The 18,449-nt window shown below is 63.3% G+C and carries 16 protein-coding genes; 9 read left to right on the top strand and 7 right to left on the bottom strand.

Annotated elements, in window-relative coordinates; translation table 11 throughout:
• Positions 1-244: 244 nt before the first annotated feature.
• From glpE to FFS12_RS18250, 7 genes are all read right to left on the bottom strand, one after another.
• On the bottom strand, positions 245-574 hold the full coding sequence (glpE, locus tag FFS12_RS18280) for a thiosulfate sulfurtransferase GlpE (protein ID WP_137888948.1): 330 nt from the start codon (positions 572-574) through the stop codon (positions 245-247).
• A complete protein-coding gene (locus FFS12_RS18275; protein ID WP_137888946.1) occupies positions 571-1,395 on the bottom strand; it encodes a symmetrical bis(5'-nucleosyl)-tetraphosphatase in 825 nt (274 codons plus the stop codon). The genes glpE and FFS12_RS18275 overlap by 4 nt, the downstream gene beginning before the upstream one ends.
• Positions 1,395-1,775 (bottom strand): Co2+/Mg2+ efflux protein ApaG, encoded by a 381-nt coding sequence (gene apaG / locus FFS12_RS18270; protein WP_137888944.1) that lies wholly within the window; start codon positions 1,773-1,775, stop codon positions 1,395-1,397. Before apaG ends, FFS12_RS18275 begins: the two co-directional genes overlap by 1 nt.
• A gap of 118 nt (positions 1,776-1,893) precedes the next feature.
• Complete coding sequence (gene rsmA, locus FFS12_RS18265) at positions 1,894-2,700, bottom strand: 16S rRNA (adenine(1518)-N(6)/adenine(1519)-N(6))-dimethyltransferase RsmA (protein WP_137888942.1); 807 nt, start codon at positions 2,698-2,700, stop codon at positions 1,894-1,896.
• 63 nt (positions 2,701-2,763) lie between these two features.
• Positions 2,764-3,750, bottom strand: coding sequence for a 4-hydroxythreonine-4-phosphate dehydrogenase PdxA (pdxA, locus tag FFS12_RS18260; RefSeq protein WP_137888941.1), 987 nt, complete (start codon positions 3,748-3,750; stop codon positions 2,764-2,766).
• Positions 3,747-5,039, bottom strand: coding sequence for a peptidylprolyl isomerase (locus FFS12_RS18255; protein ID WP_171011917.1), 1,293 nt, complete (start codon positions 5,037-5,039; stop codon positions 3,747-3,749). The genes pdxA and FFS12_RS18255 overlap by 4 nt, the downstream gene beginning before the upstream one ends.
• A complete protein-coding gene (locus FFS12_RS18250; RefSeq protein ID WP_137888937.1) occupies positions 5,020-7,734 on the bottom strand; it encodes an LPS-assembly protein LptD in 2,715 nt (904 codons plus the stop codon). The genes FFS12_RS18255 and FFS12_RS18250 overlap by 20 nt, the downstream gene beginning before the upstream one ends.
• A gap of 126 nt (positions 7,735-7,860) precedes the next feature.
• Between FFS12_RS18250 and FFS12_RS18245 the strand changes: the two genes are divergently transcribed.
• The 9 genes from FFS12_RS18245 to FFS12_RS18205 all read left to right on the top strand — a co-directional run bounded on the left by FFS12_RS18245 (position 7,861) and on the right by FFS12_RS18205 (position 18,342).
• Positions 7,861-8,886: an aminoglycoside phosphotransferase family protein gene (locus tag FFS12_RS18245; RefSeq protein WP_137888935.1), complete on the top strand. Its 1,026-nt coding sequence runs from the start codon at positions 7,861-7,863 to the stop codon at positions 8,884-8,886.
• The gene (gene murU / locus FFS12_RS18240; RefSeq protein ID WP_137888934.1) at positions 8,883-9,554 is read left to right on the top strand and encodes an N-acetylmuramate alpha-1-phosphate uridylyltransferase MurU; all 672 of its coding nucleotides are present in this window, start codon (positions 8,883-8,885) and stop codon (positions 9,552-9,554) included. Before FFS12_RS18245 ends, murU begins: the two co-directional genes overlap by 4 nt.
• Position 9,555: 1 nt before the next feature.
• Positions 9,556-10,323: a TerB family tellurite resistance protein gene (locus tag FFS12_RS18235; RefSeq protein ID WP_137888932.1), complete on the top strand. Its 768-nt coding sequence runs from the start codon at positions 9,556-9,558 to the stop codon at positions 10,321-10,323.
• 167 nt (positions 10,324-10,490) lie between these two features.
• Positions 10,491-12,881: a PAS domain S-box protein gene (locus FFS12_RS18230; RefSeq protein WP_137888930.1), complete on the top strand. Its 2,391-nt coding sequence runs from the start codon at positions 10,491-10,493 to the stop codon at positions 12,879-12,881.
• Positions 12,882-12,908: 27 nt separating this feature from the next.
• Positions 12,909-13,538, top strand: a complete 630-nt coding sequence (locus FFS12_RS18225) for a response regulator transcription factor (RefSeq protein ID WP_137888928.1) — start codon at positions 12,909-12,911, stop codon at positions 13,536-13,538.
• 333 nt (positions 13,539-13,871) lie between these two features.
• Positions 13,872-14,984, top strand: coding sequence for an ABC transporter ATP-binding protein (locus tag FFS12_RS18220; protein ID WP_137888926.1), 1,113 nt, complete (start codon positions 13,872-13,874; stop codon positions 14,982-14,984).
• Positions 14,985-15,045: 61 nt separating this feature from the next.
• On the top strand, positions 15,046-16,077 hold the full coding sequence (locus tag FFS12_RS18215) for an ABC transporter substrate-binding protein (RefSeq protein WP_137888924.1): 1,032 nt from the start codon (positions 15,046-15,048) through the stop codon (positions 16,075-16,077).
• Between the two features lie 164 nt (positions 16,078-16,241).
• Positions 16,242-17,489 (top strand): ABC transporter permease, encoded by a 1,248-nt coding sequence (locus FFS12_RS18210; RefSeq protein WP_137888922.1) that lies wholly within the window; start codon positions 16,242-16,244, stop codon positions 17,487-17,489.
• A 25-nt stretch (positions 17,490-17,514) separates the two neighbouring features.
• Positions 17,515-18,342 carry an ABC transporter permease gene (locus FFS12_RS18205; RefSeq protein ID WP_137888920.1) on the top strand — a complete coding sequence of 276 codons (828 nt, stop codon included), beginning with the start codon at positions 17,515-17,517 and terminating at the stop codon, positions 18,340-18,342.
• Positions 18,343-18,449 lie beyond the last annotated feature (107 nt).

Genomic DNA, 18,449 nt, shown 5'->3' with positions numbered 1-18,449 from the left:
TCGGTCGTGCGGGTGCTGGCACTCCGCCGACGAGTCGGCGGATGAGAATCCCCCAGAACACCTAAAAGGTCACTGCCGATAGCCCGGAAGCCGGTGTGCCGGCTCTCCCCTATTTTGGATGGCCTGAGCTAAGAGTAGTTCGGAATCGGCAAGGTCAAGGATCACGAAACGATAACAAGAGATTACCGTTCGTCAGAGCAGGGCGGCAGCCCAGGAATGGCGCGGGTCGCCATCCAGAAAATTTTTATTCGGCCTGCCCGGTGGCCGTCTCGGCCGGGAAGGTCGCGCGCCATAGCTCGAAGCCGCCATCCAGGCTGTACACCTCGGAGAAGCCCTGGTTGACCAGATAAGCTGCGGCGCTCTGGCTGGAGTTGCCGTGGTAGCAGGTGACGATCAGCGGTTTGTCGAGATCGGCCTTGGCGATGAAGTCGTGTAGCGAGTGGTTGTCCAGATGCCGTGAGCCGCTGATATGGCCGAGGGCAAAGCTCTGTGGGTCGCGGATATCGACCACCACTGCACCTTGTTCGCGCAGGGCGTGGGCCTGTTCCGGGGGGATGCGTTTGAACTCACTCATGGACGGTTCTCCGTGCAGTCGCAGCGCTGGCGCTCGCCGCTATCGACATTCAATAAAGTCATGGCCCCGCCCCACACGCAACCGGTGTCCAGGGCAAACAGACCAGGCTCGTTGCACTGGCCTTCCAGGGCGGCCCAGTGGCCGAAGATCAGCTTCTGCCCGCGGGTTTTGCGGTCGGCGTAGCTGTACCAGGGGGCATAGCCGGGCGGCGCGCTCCCGAGTCCTTCTTTGCTCTTCAGGTCTAGTGTGCCGTCGGCTTTGCAAAAACGCATGCGGGTGAAGTAATTGGTGATCACCCGCAGGCGCGTCACGCCCTGGAGATCCTTGTCCCACTTGGTTGGCTCGTTGCCATACATGCCGTCGAGGAACAGTGGCAGACGGGCATCGTCGAGCAGGGCCTCTTCGACTTCGGCGGCATATTTGAGGGCCTTCTTCAGTGTCCACTGCGGCGGGATACCAGCATGTACCAGCGCGATGTCGCGCTCGGCGTCGTAGTGCAGCAGCTTCTGCCGTCGCAGCCAGTCGAGCAGGTCGTCGCGATCCGGTGCCTCAAGGATCTCGCGCAGGGTGTCGGCTTTCTTCAGCCGCTCGATATTGTGCGCCACCGCTAGCAGGTGCAGGTCGTGATTGCCCAGCACGCAAACCAGAGAGTCGCGCATGGCGTAGAGAAAGCGCAGGGTTTCCAGTGACTGCGGGCCGCGATTGACCAGGTCGCCGACCAGCCACAGGCGGTCTTTGCTGGGATCGAAGGCGACGCGTTGCAGCAGGCATTGCAGGGGTTCCAGACAGCCTTGCAGATCGCCGATGGCATACAGCGTCATCAGTGCAGGGCCCCAGGTACGGCCAGGCGGAACGGCGCGATGATCGCGTCGAAGCGTTTACCGTCATCGGCGAGCATCTGGTAACTGCCCTGCATATTGCCGACGCTGGTGCCCATGACCGTGCCGCTGCTGTAAGTATGACTCTGGCCCGGCTCGATCAGCGGTTGCTGGCCAACCACGCCAGGGCCACGGACTTCCTGCACGCGGCCATCACCGTCGGTAATCAGCCAGTGGCGCGACAGCAGCTTGGCCGGTAGTTGGCCATTGTTGTGGATGGTCACGGTATAGGCGAAAGCAAAGCGGTTCTGCTCCGGCTGCGACTGCTCCGGCAGAAAGCGGGTGACGACGCTGACGTCGACCTGGTAACGGGGATCGGACATGCGAATGGCTCTGATGGCGGAACAGCCGGGAGTCGAGTTTAGTGCGCGGCCTGAAAAATAACTGTTCAATTTTGCCGAGTGAAGGCTTGAACGTATTTCCCGAGCCGCGCCGCAGGGCCTACTCGGCGCTCGTCTGCTCGCACAGTTTGTCCGCCAGGCGGACAAAAGCGGCCAGATCCAGTTGCTCGGGGCGCAGGCTGCCATCGACATTGGCGGCTTCGATCGCGTCGCTGCTGAGTAGGGCCTTCAGCGTATTGCGCAGCGTTTTACGGCGCTGATTAAACGCCTCGCGGACCACGCGTTCGAGTTGCCGATGGTCTTTCGCCGGGTGCGGCAGGGTTTCATGCGGCACCAGGCGAACGATGGCCGAGTCGACCTTGGGCGCGGGCTTGAAGGCGCCAGAGCCGACATTGAACAGATGCTCCACCTGGCAGTGGTACTGCACCATGATCGACAGGCGGCCCCAGTCGCCGCCACCGGGCGTCGCCGCCAGGCGTTCGACCACTTCCTTCTGCAGCATAAAGTGCATGTCGCGGATCAGCGAAGCATGCTCCAGCAGATGGAAAATCAACGGCGTGGAGATGTTGTAGGGCAGGTTGCCAACCACGCGCAGGCTGTGCGGCGCGGGATTCAGGCTGGCGAAGTCGAACTTCAACGCATCGCCCTGGTGCAGCGTGAAGTTGGGGTTGGCATCGAATTTATGCTTGAGCAGTGGAATCAAGTCCAGGTCCAGCTCGACGACGTCCAGGTGTGCGCCGCTGGCGAGCAGGCCTTCCGTCAGGGCGCCCTGGCCTGGGCCGATCTCGAGTAAGCGCTCGGCTGGGCGGGCATAGATGGCGCGCAAGATGCGGTGAATCACCCCGGCATCATGCAAAAAATTCTGGCCGAAGCGCTTACGGGCGCGGTGTTGGTAGTGCTCAGTCATATAGGCTCTGTTGACGTTTAATGGCGAACCGCGTTGTGAAACTCGCCGGAAATAAAGACCAGCCTAGCGGCTCTCGGCCATCTGGTAGGCGGTTTCCAGCGCGACCTGCAGGCTGCCGGTGTCGATCTTGCCGCTAGCGGCGAGATCCAGTGCGGTGCCGTGATCGACCGAGGTACGGATGATCGGCAGGCCCAGGGTCACATTAACGGCGGCGCCAAAGCCTTTGTACTTCAGCACCGGCAGGCCCTGATCGTGGTACATCGCCAGCACTGCGTCGCAGTGCTCCAGATATTTGGGGGTGAAAAGGGTGTCGGCCGGCAGCGGGCCAATCAGGTTCAGGCCGTCGCTGCGCAGACGTTCCAGCGTGGGTTCGATGACGTCGATCTCTTCGCGGCCGAGATGACCACCTTCGCCGGCATGCGGATTCAGGCCGCAGACCAGGATACGTGGCGCGGCGATGCCGAACTTGCTGACCAGATCGGCGTGCAGGATGCGGGTGACCCGCTCCAGGCGTTCGGCGGTAATGGCCGCGGCCACCTCTTTGAGTGGCAGATGGGTGGTCACCAGGGCTACGCGCAGGCCGCGGGTAGCCAAGAGCATCACCACCTGTGCGCTGTGGGTGAGCTCGGCGAGAAACTCGGTGTGACCGGAGAAGGCGATCCCCGCCTCGTTGATCACGCCTTTGTGCACCGGGGCGGTGATCATCCCGGCGAAGTCCCCGTTTACACAGCCTTGGCCGGCCCGGGTCAGGGTTTCCAACACATAGGCGGCGTTTGCCGGGTCTAGCTGGCCGGGGACCACTGCTGCGCGCAAGGGCGTATCCCAGACGTACAGACAGCCGGCCGCTGCCGGTGCATCCGGCCAGGCGCTCGGCGTGACCGCCAGTAAGCGTACGCTCAGCGCCAGTTGCGCGGCCCGCTCGACGAGCAGGTCACGGCTGGCAATCGCGATCAGGGGGTGGGGCTGGGCGTGCTGGGCGATTAGCAGGCATAGGTCGGGACCGATACCGGCCGGCTCGCCAGGCGTTAGAGCGAAGCGCCGTGGAGTCACAGCTTGGTTTCTACATAGGCCTCGTCGCGGATTTGGCGCAACCAGGCTTGCAGCTCTTCGTCGTATTTGCGGTTGCGTAGCACATTCAAGGCCTGCTGTTCGCGGAACTCTGCGCTGCTATCCGTGGCGCGGCGCCCCATGACCTGCAGCACGTGCCAGCCATAGGGGCTCTTGAACGGTTTGGACAGTTCGCCACTGGCGGTATGCGCCATCACCTGGCGAAACTCCGGAACCAGGGAGTTCGGGTCGATCCAGTTGAGATCGCCGCCATTCAACGCGGAGCCCGGGTCTTCCGAGAAGTTCTTGGCCAGTTCGGCAAAATCTTCGCCGGCCAGAATGCGCTCATAGAGGCGCTCGGCCAGGCGCTGGGTCTCCGCTTCGCTGCGGATTTCGCTCGGTTTGATCAGGATGTGCCGGACATGCACTTCGTCGCGCACCTGGGAGCCGCCACCGCGCTTTTCCAGCAGCTTGAGCATGATAAAACCGCCGGGAGTGCGCATCGGCTCGGTCACTTCACCGACGGACAGGGCACGGATCATGCTGTCGAACGGCGGTGGCATCTGTGCGGCTTTGCGCCAGCCCATTTCACCGCCTTCGAGGGCGGTTTCACTGGCGGAACGGGCGATTGCCAGCTGCGCAAAATCGGCGCCTTGCTGCAGTTGCTGATAGAGCTCTCTGGCTTGCCGGTCGGCGGCCTGAATGGTCTCTGGCGACGAGCTTTCCGGAACTGGAATGAGAATGTTGGCCAGGCGGAACTCTTCCGAAAGCTGCATTTTGCCCAGGTCGGAGGCGAGGAAGTTCTGCACTTCCTGGTCGGTCACTTGAATGCGCTCGGCCACCCGCCGTTGCCGTACGCGGCTGATGACCATTTCCCGGCGCACCTGATCGCGGGCATCGTCGTAGGACAGGCCATCCTGGGCCAGCGCCGCGCGGAACTGTTCAACGCTCAGGTTATTGCGCTGGGCGATCGTGCCGATCGCCTGGTTCAGTTCTTCGTCGGTGATGCGGATGCCTGAGCGATCACCGATTTGTAGCTGGATGTTCTCGATGATCAGCCGCTCTAGCACTTGCTGGCTCAGCACATGTTCCGGCGGCAGGGCGGCGCCGCGCTTGGCGATGGTTTGTTGCACCTCGCGCAGACGGCTATCCAACTGGCTCTGCATGATGACATCGGTATCGACGATGGCCACGACGCGGTTGATGGATTGCACTTCGGCCTGCGCCGCGGTACCCAGAAACACTGCGCCCAGCAACAGCGGGCGCAGACAATCAGAAAGCTTGGTCTTCACGTTCACGGTAACCTTGAATGCCTTGGTCGAGGAAACCCTCAACCTTATTGCCGACGACGCCACCGAGGCCCTTCAGCACGATTTGCAGGAAGATCCCGCGGTCGCCTTTCTCTTCGTTACGAGTGAGGTTGAACTCATCGTACTCGACCCAGTAACGGTTGATCAGGCGCAGCTTCCAGCAGCAGCTGTCGTATTCGAAGCCACCGAAGGCCTCGAGCGTACGGCTCTGGTTGTAGTCGAACTGCCAGCGGGCAATCGCGCTCCACTGCGGGACGACTGGCCAGATGACCGAGAAGTCGGACTGGTCAATCTTGAACTCCTCACCGCCGAACTCGAACTCACCGGTGTTCGGGTTGAAGCGCCTGGTGTCGTTACGGTAGCGGTAGCCGGCGTTGACGATCTTGCCTGGCTCGGCTTCCGGCTGGTAATGGAACATCAGGTTGCCCGAGCGGGTTTCGCCCTGGTCGGGATCCCAGTTGTAGTCGGAGGACAGGCGCCAGTCGCGGTTGAAGCGATATTGACCGGTCAGGGCGTACGGCGAGGTGGAGGCAGTCTCTTTCTCGTCGATACCCGGCAGCTGCACGCGGCGGTCTTCGAAGTAGAAGATCTGGCCGACGGCGACGCGGGCACGCTCGAAGCCGTTCGGCTCGATAAAGCGGCTGGCGGTGCCGAGCGACAGCTGGTTCGCGTCACCGATGCGATCCTTGCCGGAGAAACGGTTCTCACGGAACAAGGAGGCATAACTGAAGGTGGTTTCGCTGGTGTCGAAGACCGGGATGTCCGACTGATCGCGGAACGGCACATTCAGGTAGTACAGGCGCGGTTCCAGCGTCTGGCGGAAGCCCTTGCCGAAGAACGTGGTATCGCGGTCGAAATACAGGCCGCTATCCAGGCTGTACAGCGGAACACCACGATCCTGGCTGCTCTCGAAGCTCTGGCCGGCGGCGGTTAGGTCGTTTTTACCCTGCTGATCCAGATCCAGGCTGTAATCGGTGTAGAGGTACTTGACCCCCGGCTTGACGAAGCCCCAGTTCCAGTTCAGCGGCAGGCCGACGCCTGGCTCGACATGGGCGCGGTCGCCGTTGGTCCGTGTCAGTCCCCGTAGGTTGCTGTCCGGGCTTGCCGTGCCGGCGAAGACATATTCATCCAGGTTACGGTCGAAGCGGACGAACTCGGTGCCGTAGGTAAAGTTCAAACCACCGGGCTGGAACGGCAGGGCACCATCGAAGGTGACCTGTGGCAGTCGATCATAGGGCGTGACGTCCGTCACCGTAGCCAACTCATAGGCATGCGCATTGAGTCGTGCGACATAGCTGTCGCCGCGGTAGGTCAGGCTGCCTTGCTGGTCGACGAAGGTCTGGTTGCTGACATCCAGGTCGGTTTCCAGATCCTGGAAGTAGTACGGATCGCTGATTTTGGTGTAGTCGACTTCGGCCAGCAGGCGCGAGTCCAGACCACCCTTGTGTTGCCAGTTATAGAGGTAGCGCTGGTCTGCGAACTTTGGCTGGTCCTTGCGCTCGTCTTCCTGGTCATCCAGGTAGGCTGCGCCCAGTTGCCCCTCGCTGCTTTTGGTCAGGTAGCGGAACTCACCTTCCAGCAGCAGGCCGCGCTCGCTCATGTAGCGCGGATAGAGGGTGGCGTCGTAGTTCGGCGCCAGGTTGAAGTAGTAAGGCGTGACCAGCATGAAGCCGGTGTCGCTGGACGTGCCGATGCTCGGCGGCAGGAAGCCTGATTGGCGCCGGTCGTCGATCGGGAAATAGATGTACGGCGTGTAAAAGACTGGAATGTCCTTCACCCGCAGGGTCACGTTGGTGGCCGTGCCGAAGCCGGTGGCCGGGTTCAACGTGATGTTGTTGCCTTTCAGGTTCCACGCGTTGCTGCCCGGTTCGCAGCGAGTGTAGGTGCCATCCTTGAGACGAATGATGGCGTCTTCCTGGCGTTTGGCGTACAGCGCGTTGCCGCGAACACTGGCCTTGTGGAGCACGTATTCGGCGTTATCGATCTTGGCTTCGCCATTGTCGAGCTGCAGTTCGGCGTGATCGCCGACGACCAGGGCACCGTTATCGCGCAGCTTGATGTTGCCGTTCAGTTCGCCGCGGTTCTCGGCTTGGTGCAGGCTGGCCTCGTCGGCTTCGACTTGCATGCTGCCTTGGCGCAGCACCACATCGCCGGCCAGGGTGGCGACTTGCTGTTCTTGCTCGTAGCGCGAGGCCTTGGCCGAGACGAACATCGGCGCTTCATCGAGCGGCGTCTGGTCGTTCATCCCGGGGCGGGTCGGCTCGATATAGGCGCCGGCACAGTAAGGTCCGGTCTCGGCCAGCTGGGCGGCGCTGAGCTTGTCGCGGGGCACCCAGTCCAGATGGCTGAAGTCGGCGCTACGTGTCGCCAGGCCTTTGCCCTCACTCTCGGTAACCAGCTGAGGGGGTTGCCCTTCGGTGGCGGCGCCTGTGCTGCTCGGCTTTTCTGCGACGGTGCCAACCGTCGAGCTCACCGCGCCAGTGCTATGCACGGGACGTGGTGGGAGCGCGGCGGCATCCGCCTTCGGGGTACAGGCCCAGCCGCCAGATGCGGACACCTTGCAGTCAAACTGCTCGGCGGCGACCACATATTGGGTGGCAACGGATTGCAAGGCCAATAGACTGCCGGTAACCAGCAGTGGGAATTTTTTACGAAACGCGGGGTATTTTACTGCCATCTTGTAGTCCGGGCTTCCTGCGCGCCATCGGCCCGCTAGGACCGCACGCCTCTCGATGGGCTGAAAAAGATGCTGGATAATAAAGCATGACCCGCACAACGGCTAGCGCCGTCGGAGACCCTTGTAATGCTTGATGAAGATGTACGCCTGCAACAGCTGACTGGCTGGCTCGACCAGCATTTACCGGCACTGTTTACCGCCAAGGGCTGGGGTGTCGTGCCACCCTCGACGCTGACGCCGGCCAGTAGTGATGCGAGCTTTCGGCGTTACTTTCGCTGGGAGGGGGCGGGCCGCAGTTTGATCGTGATGGATGCCCCGCCGCCGCAGGAAGATTGTCGCCCCTTCGTCAAGGTTGCCGGTTTACTGGCCGAGGCGCAGGTCAACGTGCCGCAGATCTTGGCTGCGGATCTGCAGCGGGGCTTTCTGTTGCTCTCCGATCTGGGCCGGCAGACCTACCTCGAGGTGATCAACCCGGATAACGCCGAGGCCTTGTTCGCCGGTGCGTTGCAGGCGTTGTTGGCGTTCCAGCAACTGCCACTGGATGCGCAACTGCCGAGCTATGACGAGGCCTTGCTGCGCCGCGAGTTGCAGCTGTTTCCAGATTGGTATCTGCGGCGCCAACTCGGGGTCGAGCTGAGTGGCGAGCAACTGGCGGCCTGGCAGCGGGTCTGCGTGCTGTTGATCGACAGCGCCTTGGCCCAGCCGCAAGTGCTGGTGCACCGTGACTATATGCCGCGCAACCTGATGGACAGTGAGCCTAAGCCGGGAGTGTTGGATTTCCAGGATGCGGTCTACGGCCCGGTCACCTATGACGTCACCTGCCTGTTCAAGGACGCCTTCCTCAGCTGGCCGGAAGCGCAGGTGCGCAGCTGGTTGGCGGGTTATTGGCAGCTGGCGGGTGAGGCCGGCATTCCTGTGCAGCCCGAGCTGGAGGACTTCCTGCGGGCCAGTGATTTGATGGGGGTGCAGCGTCACCTCAAGGTCATCGGCATCTTCGCGCGCATCTGCCACCGTGACGGCAAACCTAAGTACCTCGGCGATGTGCCGCGCTTCTTCCGTTATATCGACGCAGTGTTGGCGCGTCGGCCTGAGTTGGCCGAACTCGGTGAACTCCTGGCCAGCCTGCCGCAGGCCGAGGTCGCTCCGGCATGAGGGCGATGATCCTCGCCGCCGGCAAAGGCGAGCGCATGCGGCCCTTGACCCTGCACACGCCGAAGCCCTTGGTGCCGGTGGCCGGCGTGCCGTTGATCGAATATCATCTGCGGGCGTTGGCGGCGGCGGGCTTTCGCGAGGTGGTGATCAACCACGCCTGGCTCGGCCAGCAGATCGAGGACCACCTGGGCGATGGCGCACGCTTTGGGCTGCACATCTGTTACTCCGCCGAAGGTGAGCCGTTGGAGACCGGCGGGGGGATCTTCCGGGCCTTGTCGCTGCTCGGCGATGCGCCGTTTCTGGTGGTCAACGGCGATATCTGGACCGATTACGGCTTTGCCACGCTGCAGCGACCCCTAAGCGGCTTGGCCCATCTGGTGCTGGTGGATAACCCGGCGCATCACGCCCGCGGCGACTTCTGCCTGGCGGATGGCCGGGTCGGCGATGGCCAGGACGGTGCGCCGAGCCTGACCTACAGCGGGATCGCGGTGCTCGATCCGGCGCTGTTTGCCGACTGCCAGGCGGGCGCCTTCAAGCTGGCGCCCTTGCTGCGTCAGGCGATGGCCGCGGGCCAAGTCAGCGGTGAGCGGTTCGGCGGGCGCTGGGTGGATGTCGGTACCCACGAGCGGCTGGCGCACGTCGAGCGTTTGCTCGCGGTGGCGGGCTGAGATGCTTTGGCCGGCCACGCTGCTCGGTGCGGCTGCGGGCCTGGCGTTGGCCAGCATCCCCGGCGCGCTGCTCGGCACCCTGCTCGGGCAGGTGTTGGATCGCCGTATGGGCTTGCAGAGTTGGGTGAGCCTGCGTGAGCGCTTAGGCGCGGCGCCCATGCCGAGCGATGAGGAACTGCTGTTTGTGTTGCTCGGGCGTTTGGCCAAGAGCGAAGGGCAGGTGCTGGAAGCCCATATCCAACTGGCGCGCGCCGAGATGCGCCGGCTGCAACTGGATGACGCGGGGCAGCGGCGGGCCATCGAAGCCTTCAGCCGTGGCAAGGCCGGGCGGGAGGGCTTGCGCCTGCCCTTACGCCAACTGCGCAACCATGAAGGCCGGGTCGAAGAGCTGCTGCGAGCCTGCTGGCGGATGGCCTGGGCCGATGGGCGGGTGACCGCGGGTGAGCGCGGGCTGATTCTGCTGTGGGGCAAGTGGCTGGGTTGGCGCAGCGACCGGGTTGCCGCACTGGGCGGTGAATATGAGCCGCAGAAGGGATCGTTGTTGCAGAGTGCGGCGGCCTATCAGAACGCCTTGCGCTTGCTCGACGTGACTGCCGACAGCGAACCCGCCGCGATCAAGCGGGCTTACCGGCGGCTATTGAGCCGGCACCATCCGGACAAACTGCTCGGCGCCGGAGCCGATCCCGCGCGGGTACGCGAGGCTACGGAGAAAACCCGTGAGCTGCACGGCGCTTACGGCTTGATCCGTGAGCGCCGCGGTTTTCGCTAGCTGCCCGGCGCGGTAGTGGGTGCAGCGGAACAGTCCAGACCGGGAGCTATGGCGGCAACCTAATAGCTTGCTGGCTCTTGGTCAGGCCGCGCCTTCGCCGGATCTGGGTGGGCTGGAGTAAGGTATGGCGGTTGTCCTTTTCTAACCGACCTGGGGCTGTGCGCTGGATGATTCGTTTGCTGACCCTTTGCCTCCTGACCTGTTGGCTGTTGCTGCCAACGCCGGCCCTCAGCGCGGCAGCGGCAGCGGTGGCGTTGCCGCTGAATGAGCAGCAACGCGCCTGGTTGACGGAGCATCGGCAGTTGCGCGTCGGGGTGGTCTTGCAGGCGCCTTATGCGCAATTCGATCGGCGCCTGCAGCAGCTCTCCGGGGCCAATGTCGAGCTGATGAATTGGCTGGCGGCGGCGCTGCAGGTCGAGCTGGTCTGGCAGCAGTATGCCGATCAGGCCGCGCTGGAAGCCGCGGTGCGGGCCAGGCAAGTCGACCTGGCCCCGGGCCTGAGCCAGACCCCGGCCGGGCTCAGGCTGTGGTTGTATTCCGACCCCTATATGCGCGTGCCGCAGTTGCTCGTGGGCGCGCGCAATGGCGGCGCGGCGGTCGATCTGGAACAGCTCGGTGCGCAAGATCCGGTCGCCGTGCGCATGCCCAGTGCGGTGGCGGACTACCTGCGCGGCACCTACATCAACCTCAACCTGCAAGCGGCGACCAGCGAGCGCCAGGCGCTGCAGAACCTGCTCGGCCAGCAGGTCAGATATGCGGTGATCGATGAGGCGCAGCTCAGTCGCTTATCCCGCGAGAGCGAATTCGCCGAGCTCGCCGTGGTCGGTGATATCGGCTTGCCGCAACTGCTGCGTATCGCCTCGCGGCGCGACTGGCCGGAGCTGTCCGGGATCATCGATAGCGCGCTGCGGACGATCTCCCCCAAGCAGCTGGATCAACTGCACGGGCGCTGGTTGCAGCTCAAGTACCCACGGCTCGCCGAGTCGCCGGGCTTCTGGCAGAACCTCGGCTTGCTGCTCGCGGTGTTGCTGCTGGCGGCACTGGCCTGCCTGTTCTGGTTGCGTCGCCAACTGCATACGCTGGAGCGCAGTTTGCTGGCTGCGCGGCACGCTATCGAATTGCGCGAGGCGGCGGAAGAAGCGCTGCGCCTGACCCAGTTCTCCATCGACCAAAGCACAGTCGGCATTCTCTGGGTCAACTGGGACAGCCACGTGCGCTACGCCAACCGTGCGGCGGAGCAGATGCTCGGTTATGTGCCGGGGGGCGTGGTCGATCGGCCGTTGATCGAATTCGAGCCGAGCCTGCATATGGATCGCTGGCTGGCGCTGTGGAAGCGTGCGCGTTCGAGCGAGGAGGGGCCCTTGAGTTTCGAGACCAATTGCCGCCGCGCCGACGGCAGTGCGCTGCCGGCCGATGTGTCGCTGAGCTTCCTGCGTTTTCGCCAGGCCGAGTACCTGGTGGTGTACCTCACCGACGTCACCGAGCGGCGGCGAGCCCTGGCCGCCCTGCAGGAAAGTGAAGCACGCCTGCAAGGCATCGCCGCCAACGTGCCGGGCCTGGTGTTCCGCCTGGAGCGCTCGCAACCCGATGCGGCGGTGGACTTTGCCTTTATCAGCGAAGGCAGCGAAAGCCTGGTCGGCTATTCCGCCAGCACGCTGCTGGCCGCCGACCGCGGCCTGCGCAGCCTGGTGCATGTGGACGATAAAGCCAGTTATCACCGCAGCCAGGATCAGGCGCTCGCCAGCGACAGTGATTGGCATTGGCAGGGCCGCATCCTGACCCGCGAGGGTGAGCAGCGCTGGGCGGATATCAAGGCGATTGCCCGGCATCTGCAGGATGGTTTGGTGGTCTGGGACGGCATCGTCTGGGACATCAGCGAGAACAAGCGCATCGAGCTGGAACTGGCCGAGTCGCGCGCGCAACTGCGCGAGTTGTCGGCGCACCTGGAGAGCGTGCGCGAAGAGGAAAAAGCCCGCATCGCCCGTGAAGTGCATGATGAGCTGGGCCAAGTGTTGACCGTGCTCAAGCTGGAAACCTCGATGTGCGAGCTGGCCTATGCCGAGCTTGACCCGGGCTTGCAGGAACGCCTGAACAGCATGAAGCGCTTGATCGCCAATCTGTTCCAACTGGTGCGCGATGTGGCCACCGCCCTGCGTCCGCCGATCCTCGACGCGGGCATCGGCTCGGCGATCGAATGGCAGGCCCAGCGCTTCGAGGCGCGCACGCAGATTCCCTGCCTGGTGCAGGTGCCGGAGAACTTGCCGGCGCTGGCGGACGCCAAGGCCATCGGCCTGTTTCGCATCCTCCAGGAGGCGCTGACCAACGTCATGCGGCATGCGCAGGCGCATACTGTCGAACTGCGCCTGGCACTGGAAGAGGGTGCGTTGTGCCTGACGGTCAGCGACGATGGCTGCGGTTTCGTCGTCGCCCCGGGCCGCTCCAGCTCCTTCGGCCTGGTCGGCATGCGTGAGCGCGTGCTGATGCTCGGTGGCAGCTTGACGCTCGACAGTCGGCTCGGCGAAGGCACCACCTTGAGCGTGCGCATCCCATTGGATTGACAGGCCCCAGCCTAAGGAGACACCTGCGTGATTCGTGTTCTGGTTGCCGAAGATCACACCATCGTCCGTGAGGGCATCAAGCAACTGATCGGCCTGGCCAAAGACCTCAGCGTGGTCGGCGAAGCCAGTAATGGCGAGCAGTTGCTGGAAATCCTGCGGCAGGTCGAGTGCGAGGTGGTGCTGTTGGATATCTCCATGCCCGGTGTCAACGGCTTGGAGGCGATTCCACGGATTCGCGCCTTGCACCATGCGCCGGCGATCCTGGTGTTGTCGATGCACGATGAGGCGCAGATGGCCGCGCGGGCCTTGAAGGTCGGGGCGGCGGGTTACGCGACCAAGGACAGCGACCCGGCGTTGCTGCTCACGGCGATTCGCAAGGTGGCCGCCGGCGGCCGCTATATCGACCCGGAGCTGGCCGACCGGATGGTCTTCGAAGTCGGCCTGACCGATTCACGGCCGTTGCATGCGCGGCTGTCCGAGCGCGAGTTCTCGGTGTTCGAGCGCCTGGTCCAGGGTGCCAACGTCAACGATATCGCCCAGCAACTGGCGCTCAGCAACAAGACCATCAGCACCCACAAGGCACGCTTGATGCAAAAGCTGAATGCCGGCTCGGTGGCGGATCTGGTGCGCTATGCCCTGGAGCATAAGCTGGTCTGATGCGGTAGGGCGTATTCGCGCAGCAGTACGCCAGGTCATGCCACGCAACGCCAGGCGGCGGACTGTTCGCTGCGCTCTGGAGTCCGCCCTACGGCATTCCCCGGCGCATCTTCAGCAGCGACATATCCATTTGCGACCCCCATTGCGCGGCGACAGGCCCAGCTCGCCGTCGCCGCCCGCCGGTCCATGCCTGTTCGCGCCGTGCGTGTAGGGCAATCCCTACCCACAGTCGTCCACTGTTCTTATAGCAATCTCTCATACCCCCCGATTTGCGCTGTCTGCAGGCTTCTCTAGTCTTTAACCACGACATACAAAAAAATCAAAGGTGTGGTTATGGTCGAGACGCAAGCGAACGATGTGCTGGTCAGCTTCCGTGGCGTACAGAAGAGCTACGACGGCGAGAACCTCATCGTCAAAGACCTCAACCTGGATATTCGCAAAGGCGAATTCCTCACCCTGCTCGGGCCGTCCGGCTCCGGCAAAACCACCAGCCTGATGATGCTGGCCGGTTTCGAGACGCCCACCGCCGGGGAAATTCTCCTCGCCGGGCGCTCGATTAACAACGTCCCGCCGCACAAGCGCGACATCGGCATGGTCTTTCAGAACTACGCCTTGTTCCCGCACATGACCGTGGCGGAGAACCTGGCGTTTCCGCTGTCGGTGCGTGGCCTGAGCAAGACCGACATCAGCGAGCGGGTCAAGCGCGCGCTGTCGATGGTGCAGCTCGACAGCTTTCGCAACCGCTATCCCGGCCAGCTCTCCGGCGGCCAGCAGCAGCGCGTGGCGCTGGCCCGTGCACTGGTGTTCGAGCCGCAACTGGTGCTGATGGATGAGCCGCTTGGCGCGCTGGACAAACAGCTGCGCGAGCACATGCAGATGGAAATCAAACACCTGCACAAGCGCCTCGGCGTGACCGTGGTCTACGTCACCCACGACCAGGGCGAAGCGCTGACCATGTCCGACCGGGTGGCGGTATTCCATCAGGGCGAGATCCAGCAGATCGCCGCGCCGCGCACCCTGTATGAAGAGCCGAAGAACACCTTCGTCGCCAACTTCATCGGCGAGAACAACCGCATCAATGGGCGCCTGCTCAGCCACACGGGTGAGCGCTGCGTGGTCGAGCTGGCGCGCGGCGAGAAGGTCGAGGCACTGGCGGTCAACGTCGGTCAGACCGGCGAGCCGGTGACCCTGTCGATCCGCCCGGAACGGGTGCTGTTGAACGGCTCCAGCGAGGCCTGCACGAATCGCTTCTCCGGTCGGGTGGAGGAATTCATCTACCTGGGCGACCACGTGCGTGTGCGTCTGGAGGTGTGTGGCAAGGCCGACTTCTTCGTCAAACAACCGATTGCCGAGCTGGATCCGGCCCTCGCGGTGGGTGACGTGGTGCCGCTCGGCTGGCACGTCGAGCACGTCCGCGCGCTCGACCCGTTATTGGAAGCTCACTGATCGACCCCGCGCTTTACCAACCCTGCATTCTTTACCAACCTGAACTGTGGAGAAAACAACAATGAATAAATCTCTCAAACTCACCGCCCTGGCTCTCGGGCTGGCTTGCGCCGCTCAGGCCATGGCGGCCGACCTGACCGTCATCTCCTTTGGCGGGGCGAACAAGAACGCCCAGGTCAAAGCGTTTTACGCACCCTGGGAGGCGGCCGGCAACGGCAAAATCATCGCCGGTGAATACAACGGCGAGATGGCCAAGGTGAAAGCCATGGTCGACACCAAGAGCGTGTCCTGGAATCTGGTCGAAGTGGAGTCGCCGGAGTTGGCCCGTGGCTGTGACGAGGGTATGTTCGAAGAGCTCGACCCGGCCCAGTTCGGTAATCCCGCAGACTTCGTGCCGGGGGCCATCCAACCTTGCGGCGTGGGCTTCTTCGTCTGGTCTACGGTGCTCGCCTACAACGCCGACAAGCTGCAAAGCGCGCCGACCAGTTGGGCGGATTTCTGGGATACCGAGAAATTCCCCGGCAAGCGTGGCCTGCGTAAAGGCGCCAAGTACACCCTGGAATTCGCCTTGATGGCCGATGGCGTGGCGCCGAAGGACGTCTACAGCGTGCTGGCGACCAAAGAGGGCGTCGACCGCGCGTTCAAGAAGCTCGATCAGCTGAAACCGAGCATTCAGTGGTGGGAAGCCGGCGCCCAGCCGCCGCAGTACCTGGCTTCCGGTGACGTGGTGATGAGCTCGGCCTACAACGGCCGCATCGCTGCCGTACAGAAGGAAAGCAACCTGAAGGTGGTGTGGAACGGCGGCATCTATGACTTCGACGCCTGGGCCATCCCGAAAGGCGCGAAGAACTCGGCCGAAGCACAGAAGTTCATCGCCTTCTCGGTTAAGCCCGAGCAACAGAAGATCTATTCGGAAAACATCGCCTACGGCCCGGCGAACAAGCAGGCCGTGCCGCTGCTGGATAAGTCGCTGTTGAAAGACATGCCGACCACCCCGGAAAACATCGAGAACCAGGTGGCCATGAACGTCACCTTCTGGGCCGACTACGGCGAGCAACTGGAGCAGCGCTTCAACTCCTGGGCGGCCAAGTAGGTCGGGTCGCGTAGCCGGAGCAATGCCGGCTACGCGACCGCAGTATCGTCACTCCCGCGCAGGCGGGAGCCCAGAAAACTCGAGAACTGGGTCCCCGCCTACGCGGGGACGACGAGTAGATTTTATTTCTGGTGGCTCAGGCCACCCGTTTTCCGGAGTTCGCTATGGCCATCGCAGTGCCCTTGACCGAGGTCGCCGGCCCCACCCTGAAACAACGTCTGGCGCGTGCCGAGCGGCTGAACCGTTTGAAGGCCCAGGCGCTGATTCTGCCGCTGGTGCTGTTTCTGCTGCTGATCTTTCTGGTGCCGATTGTCGCGCTGCTCTACAAGAGCGTCGGTAACAGCGAAGTGGTTGGCACGCTGCCACGCACCCTCGAGGCGGTCGCCAGTTGGGATGGCAAGGCCTTGCCTGGCGAACCGGCCTACCAGGCGCTGAGCCTGGACCTGGCCGAGGCGCGGAAGAATCAGACCCTGGGCGATCTGTCCAAGCGTCTGAATATGGAATTGGCCGGTTACCGCAGCCTGATGGCGAAAACCGCCCGGGCGCTACCGTTCAAAACCGAGCCGGCCTCTTATAAAGAGGCGCTGCAAGCTCTCGATGAGCGTTGGGGCGACCCTGCCTATTGGCAGGCGATCAGCCGCAACACCCGCAGCGTCACCCCGTTTTATCTGCTGGCGGCGGTCGATCATCGCATCGACGACCTCGGCGAGCTGGCAGCGGCCACGCCGGATCAGGCGATTTACCTGGATATTTTCGCCCGCACCTTCTGGATGGGCCTGGTGATCACCGCCATCTGCCTGGTGCTGGCCTATCCGCTGGCCTATCTGCTGGCCAACCTGCCGTCACGCCAGAGCAACCTGTTGATGATCCTGGTGCTGCTGCCGTTCTGGACCTCGATTCTGGTGCGGGTGGCCGCCTGGATCGTGCTCTTGCAATCGGGCGGTTTGATCAATGGCGCGTTGCTCGGCCTGGGGCTGATCGACAAGCCACTGGAGCTGGTGTTCAACCGTACCGGGGTGTACATCTCGATGGTGCACATCATGCTGCCGTTCATGATCCTGCCGATCTACAGCGTGATGAAGGGCATCTCGCCGACCTATATGCGGGCGGCGATTTCCCTCGGCTGCCATCCGTTCGCCAGCTTCTGGCGGGTGTACTTCCCGCAGACCTTGGCCGGTGTCGGCGCCGGTTGCCTGCTGGTGTTCATCCTGGCGATTGGTTACTACATCACCCCGGCGCTGCTCGGCAGCCCGACCGACCAGATGGTCAGCTACTTCGTCGCGTTCTACACCAACACCAGCATCAACTGGGGCATGGCCACGGCCCTCGGCGGCCTGCTGCTCTTCGCCACCCTGGTGCTCTACGTGGTTTACAGCTGGCTGGTGGGCGCGAGCCGCCTGCGCCTGAGCTAAGCCGTCTGTTTAAGGAGAAGTCGAAATGCTCAGTCCTTACCTGTCCCCCATCGAGCGCGTCTGGTTCTACACGCTGCGCATCCTCTGCGGCCTGGTGCTGTTGTTCCTGATCTTGCCGGTGCTGGTGATAGTGCCGCTGTCGTTCAACTCCGGGAGTTTCCTGGTCTATCCGCTGCAGGGCTTCTCGCTGCACTGGTACCAGGACTTCTTCGCCTCGGCCGAATGGATGCGCTCGTTGAAGAACAGCATGATCGTCGCCCCGGCGGCGACCGTGCTGGCGATGGTCTTCGGCACCCTGGCGGCGATCGGCCTGACCCGCGGTGAGTTTCGCGGCAAGGCGCTGGTGATGAGCCTGGTGATTTCGCCGATGGTGGTGCCGGTGGTGATAGTCGGTGTGGCCAGCTACCTGTTCTTCGCGCCGCTGGGGTTGGGCAACAGCTATATATCGCTGATTCTGGTGCATGCCGTGCTCGGCGTACCGTTCGTGATCATCACCGTGTCGGCCACCTTGCAGGGTTTCAACTACAACCTGGTGCGCGCGGCGGCCAGCCTCGGCGCCGCGCCGCTGACGGCGTTCTTCCAGGTGACCTTGCCGCTGATCGCTCCCGGGGTGATCTCTGGGGCGCTGTTCGCTTTCGCCACCTCGTTCGACGAGGTGGTGGTGACGCTGTTCCTCGCCGGCCCCGAGCAAGCCACCTTGCCGCGGCAGATGTTCAGCGGTATCCGCGAGAACCTCAGCCCGACCATCGCCGCGGCGGCGACCTTGCTGATCGGCTTCTCCGTGGTGCTGTTGCTGACCCTGGAGTGGCTGCGTGGGCGTAGCGAGCAGCTGCGTATCGCGCCGCCCGAGTGACGCCTGAGTCCGCCGTTGTAGGGGCTGGTCTGCGACTGTGAAGGCGGGCCTGCGAGCAAAGTTGCCGGCCCGCCACTGACACATGACAACCGCCTGATCGACCGACT

This window comes from Pseudomonas sp. 2FE (assembly GCF_005503735.1).
In the GTDB taxonomy this organism is placed as follows: Bacteria; Pseudomonadota; Gammaproteobacteria; order Pseudomonadales; family Pseudomonadaceae; genus Aquipseudomonas.
The sequence above is the reverse complement of the archived record's forward strand: the minus strand, read 5'-3'. Positions and strand labels throughout refer to the sequence as shown.

Bases quoted from the DNA above. Each gene is read 5' to 3' on its own strand.
- FFS12_RS18210 (WP_137888922.1), top strand. From the start codon at position 16,242: ATGGCCATCGCAGTGCCCTTGACCGAGGTCGCCGGCCCCACCCTGAAA.
- FFS12_RS18220 (WP_137888926.1), top strand. From the start codon at position 13,872: ATGGTCGAGACGCAAGCGAACGATGTGCTGGTCAGCTTCCGTGGCGTA.
- rsmA (WP_137888942.1), bottom strand. From the start codon at position 2,700: ATGACTGAGCACTACCAACACCGCGCCCGTAAGCGCTTCGGCCAGAAT.
- glpE (WP_137888948.1), bottom strand. From the start codon at position 574: ATGAGTGAGTTCAAACGCATCCCCCCGGAACAGGCCCACGCCCTGCGC.
- FFS12_RS18245 (WP_137888935.1), top strand. From the start codon at position 7,861: ATGCTTGATGAAGATGTACGCCTGCAACAGCTGACTGGCTGGCTCGAC.
- FFS12_RS18215 (WP_137888924.1), top strand. From the start codon at position 15,046: ATGAATAAATCTCTCAAACTCACCGCCCTGGCTCTCGGGCTGGCTTGC.
- FFS12_RS18205 (WP_137888920.1), top strand. From the start codon at position 17,515: ATGCTCAGTCCTTACCTGTCCCCCATCGAGCGCGTCTGGTTCTACACG.
- apaG (WP_137888944.1), bottom strand. From the start codon at position 1,775: ATGTCCGATCCCCGTTACCAGGTCGACGTCAGCGTCGTCACCCGCTTT.
- FFS12_RS18230 (WP_137888930.1), top strand. From the start codon at position 10,491: ATGATTCGTTTGCTGACCCTTTGCCTCCTGACCTGTTGGCTGTTGCTG.
- FFS12_RS18250 (WP_137888937.1), bottom strand. From the start codon at position 7,734: ATGGCAGTAAAATACCCCGCGTTTCGTAAAAAATTCCCACTGCTGGTT.
- murU (WP_137888934.1), top strand. From the start codon at position 8,883: ATGAGGGCGATGATCCTCGCCGCCGGCAAAGGCGAGCGCATGCGGCCC.
- FFS12_RS18235 (WP_137888932.1), top strand. From the start codon at position 9,556: ATGCTTTGGCCGGCCACGCTGCTCGGTGCGGCTGCGGGCCTGGCGTTG.
- FFS12_RS18275 (WP_137888946.1), bottom strand. From the start codon at position 1,395: ATGACGCTGTATGCCATCGGCGATCTGCAAGGCTGTCTGGAACCCCTG.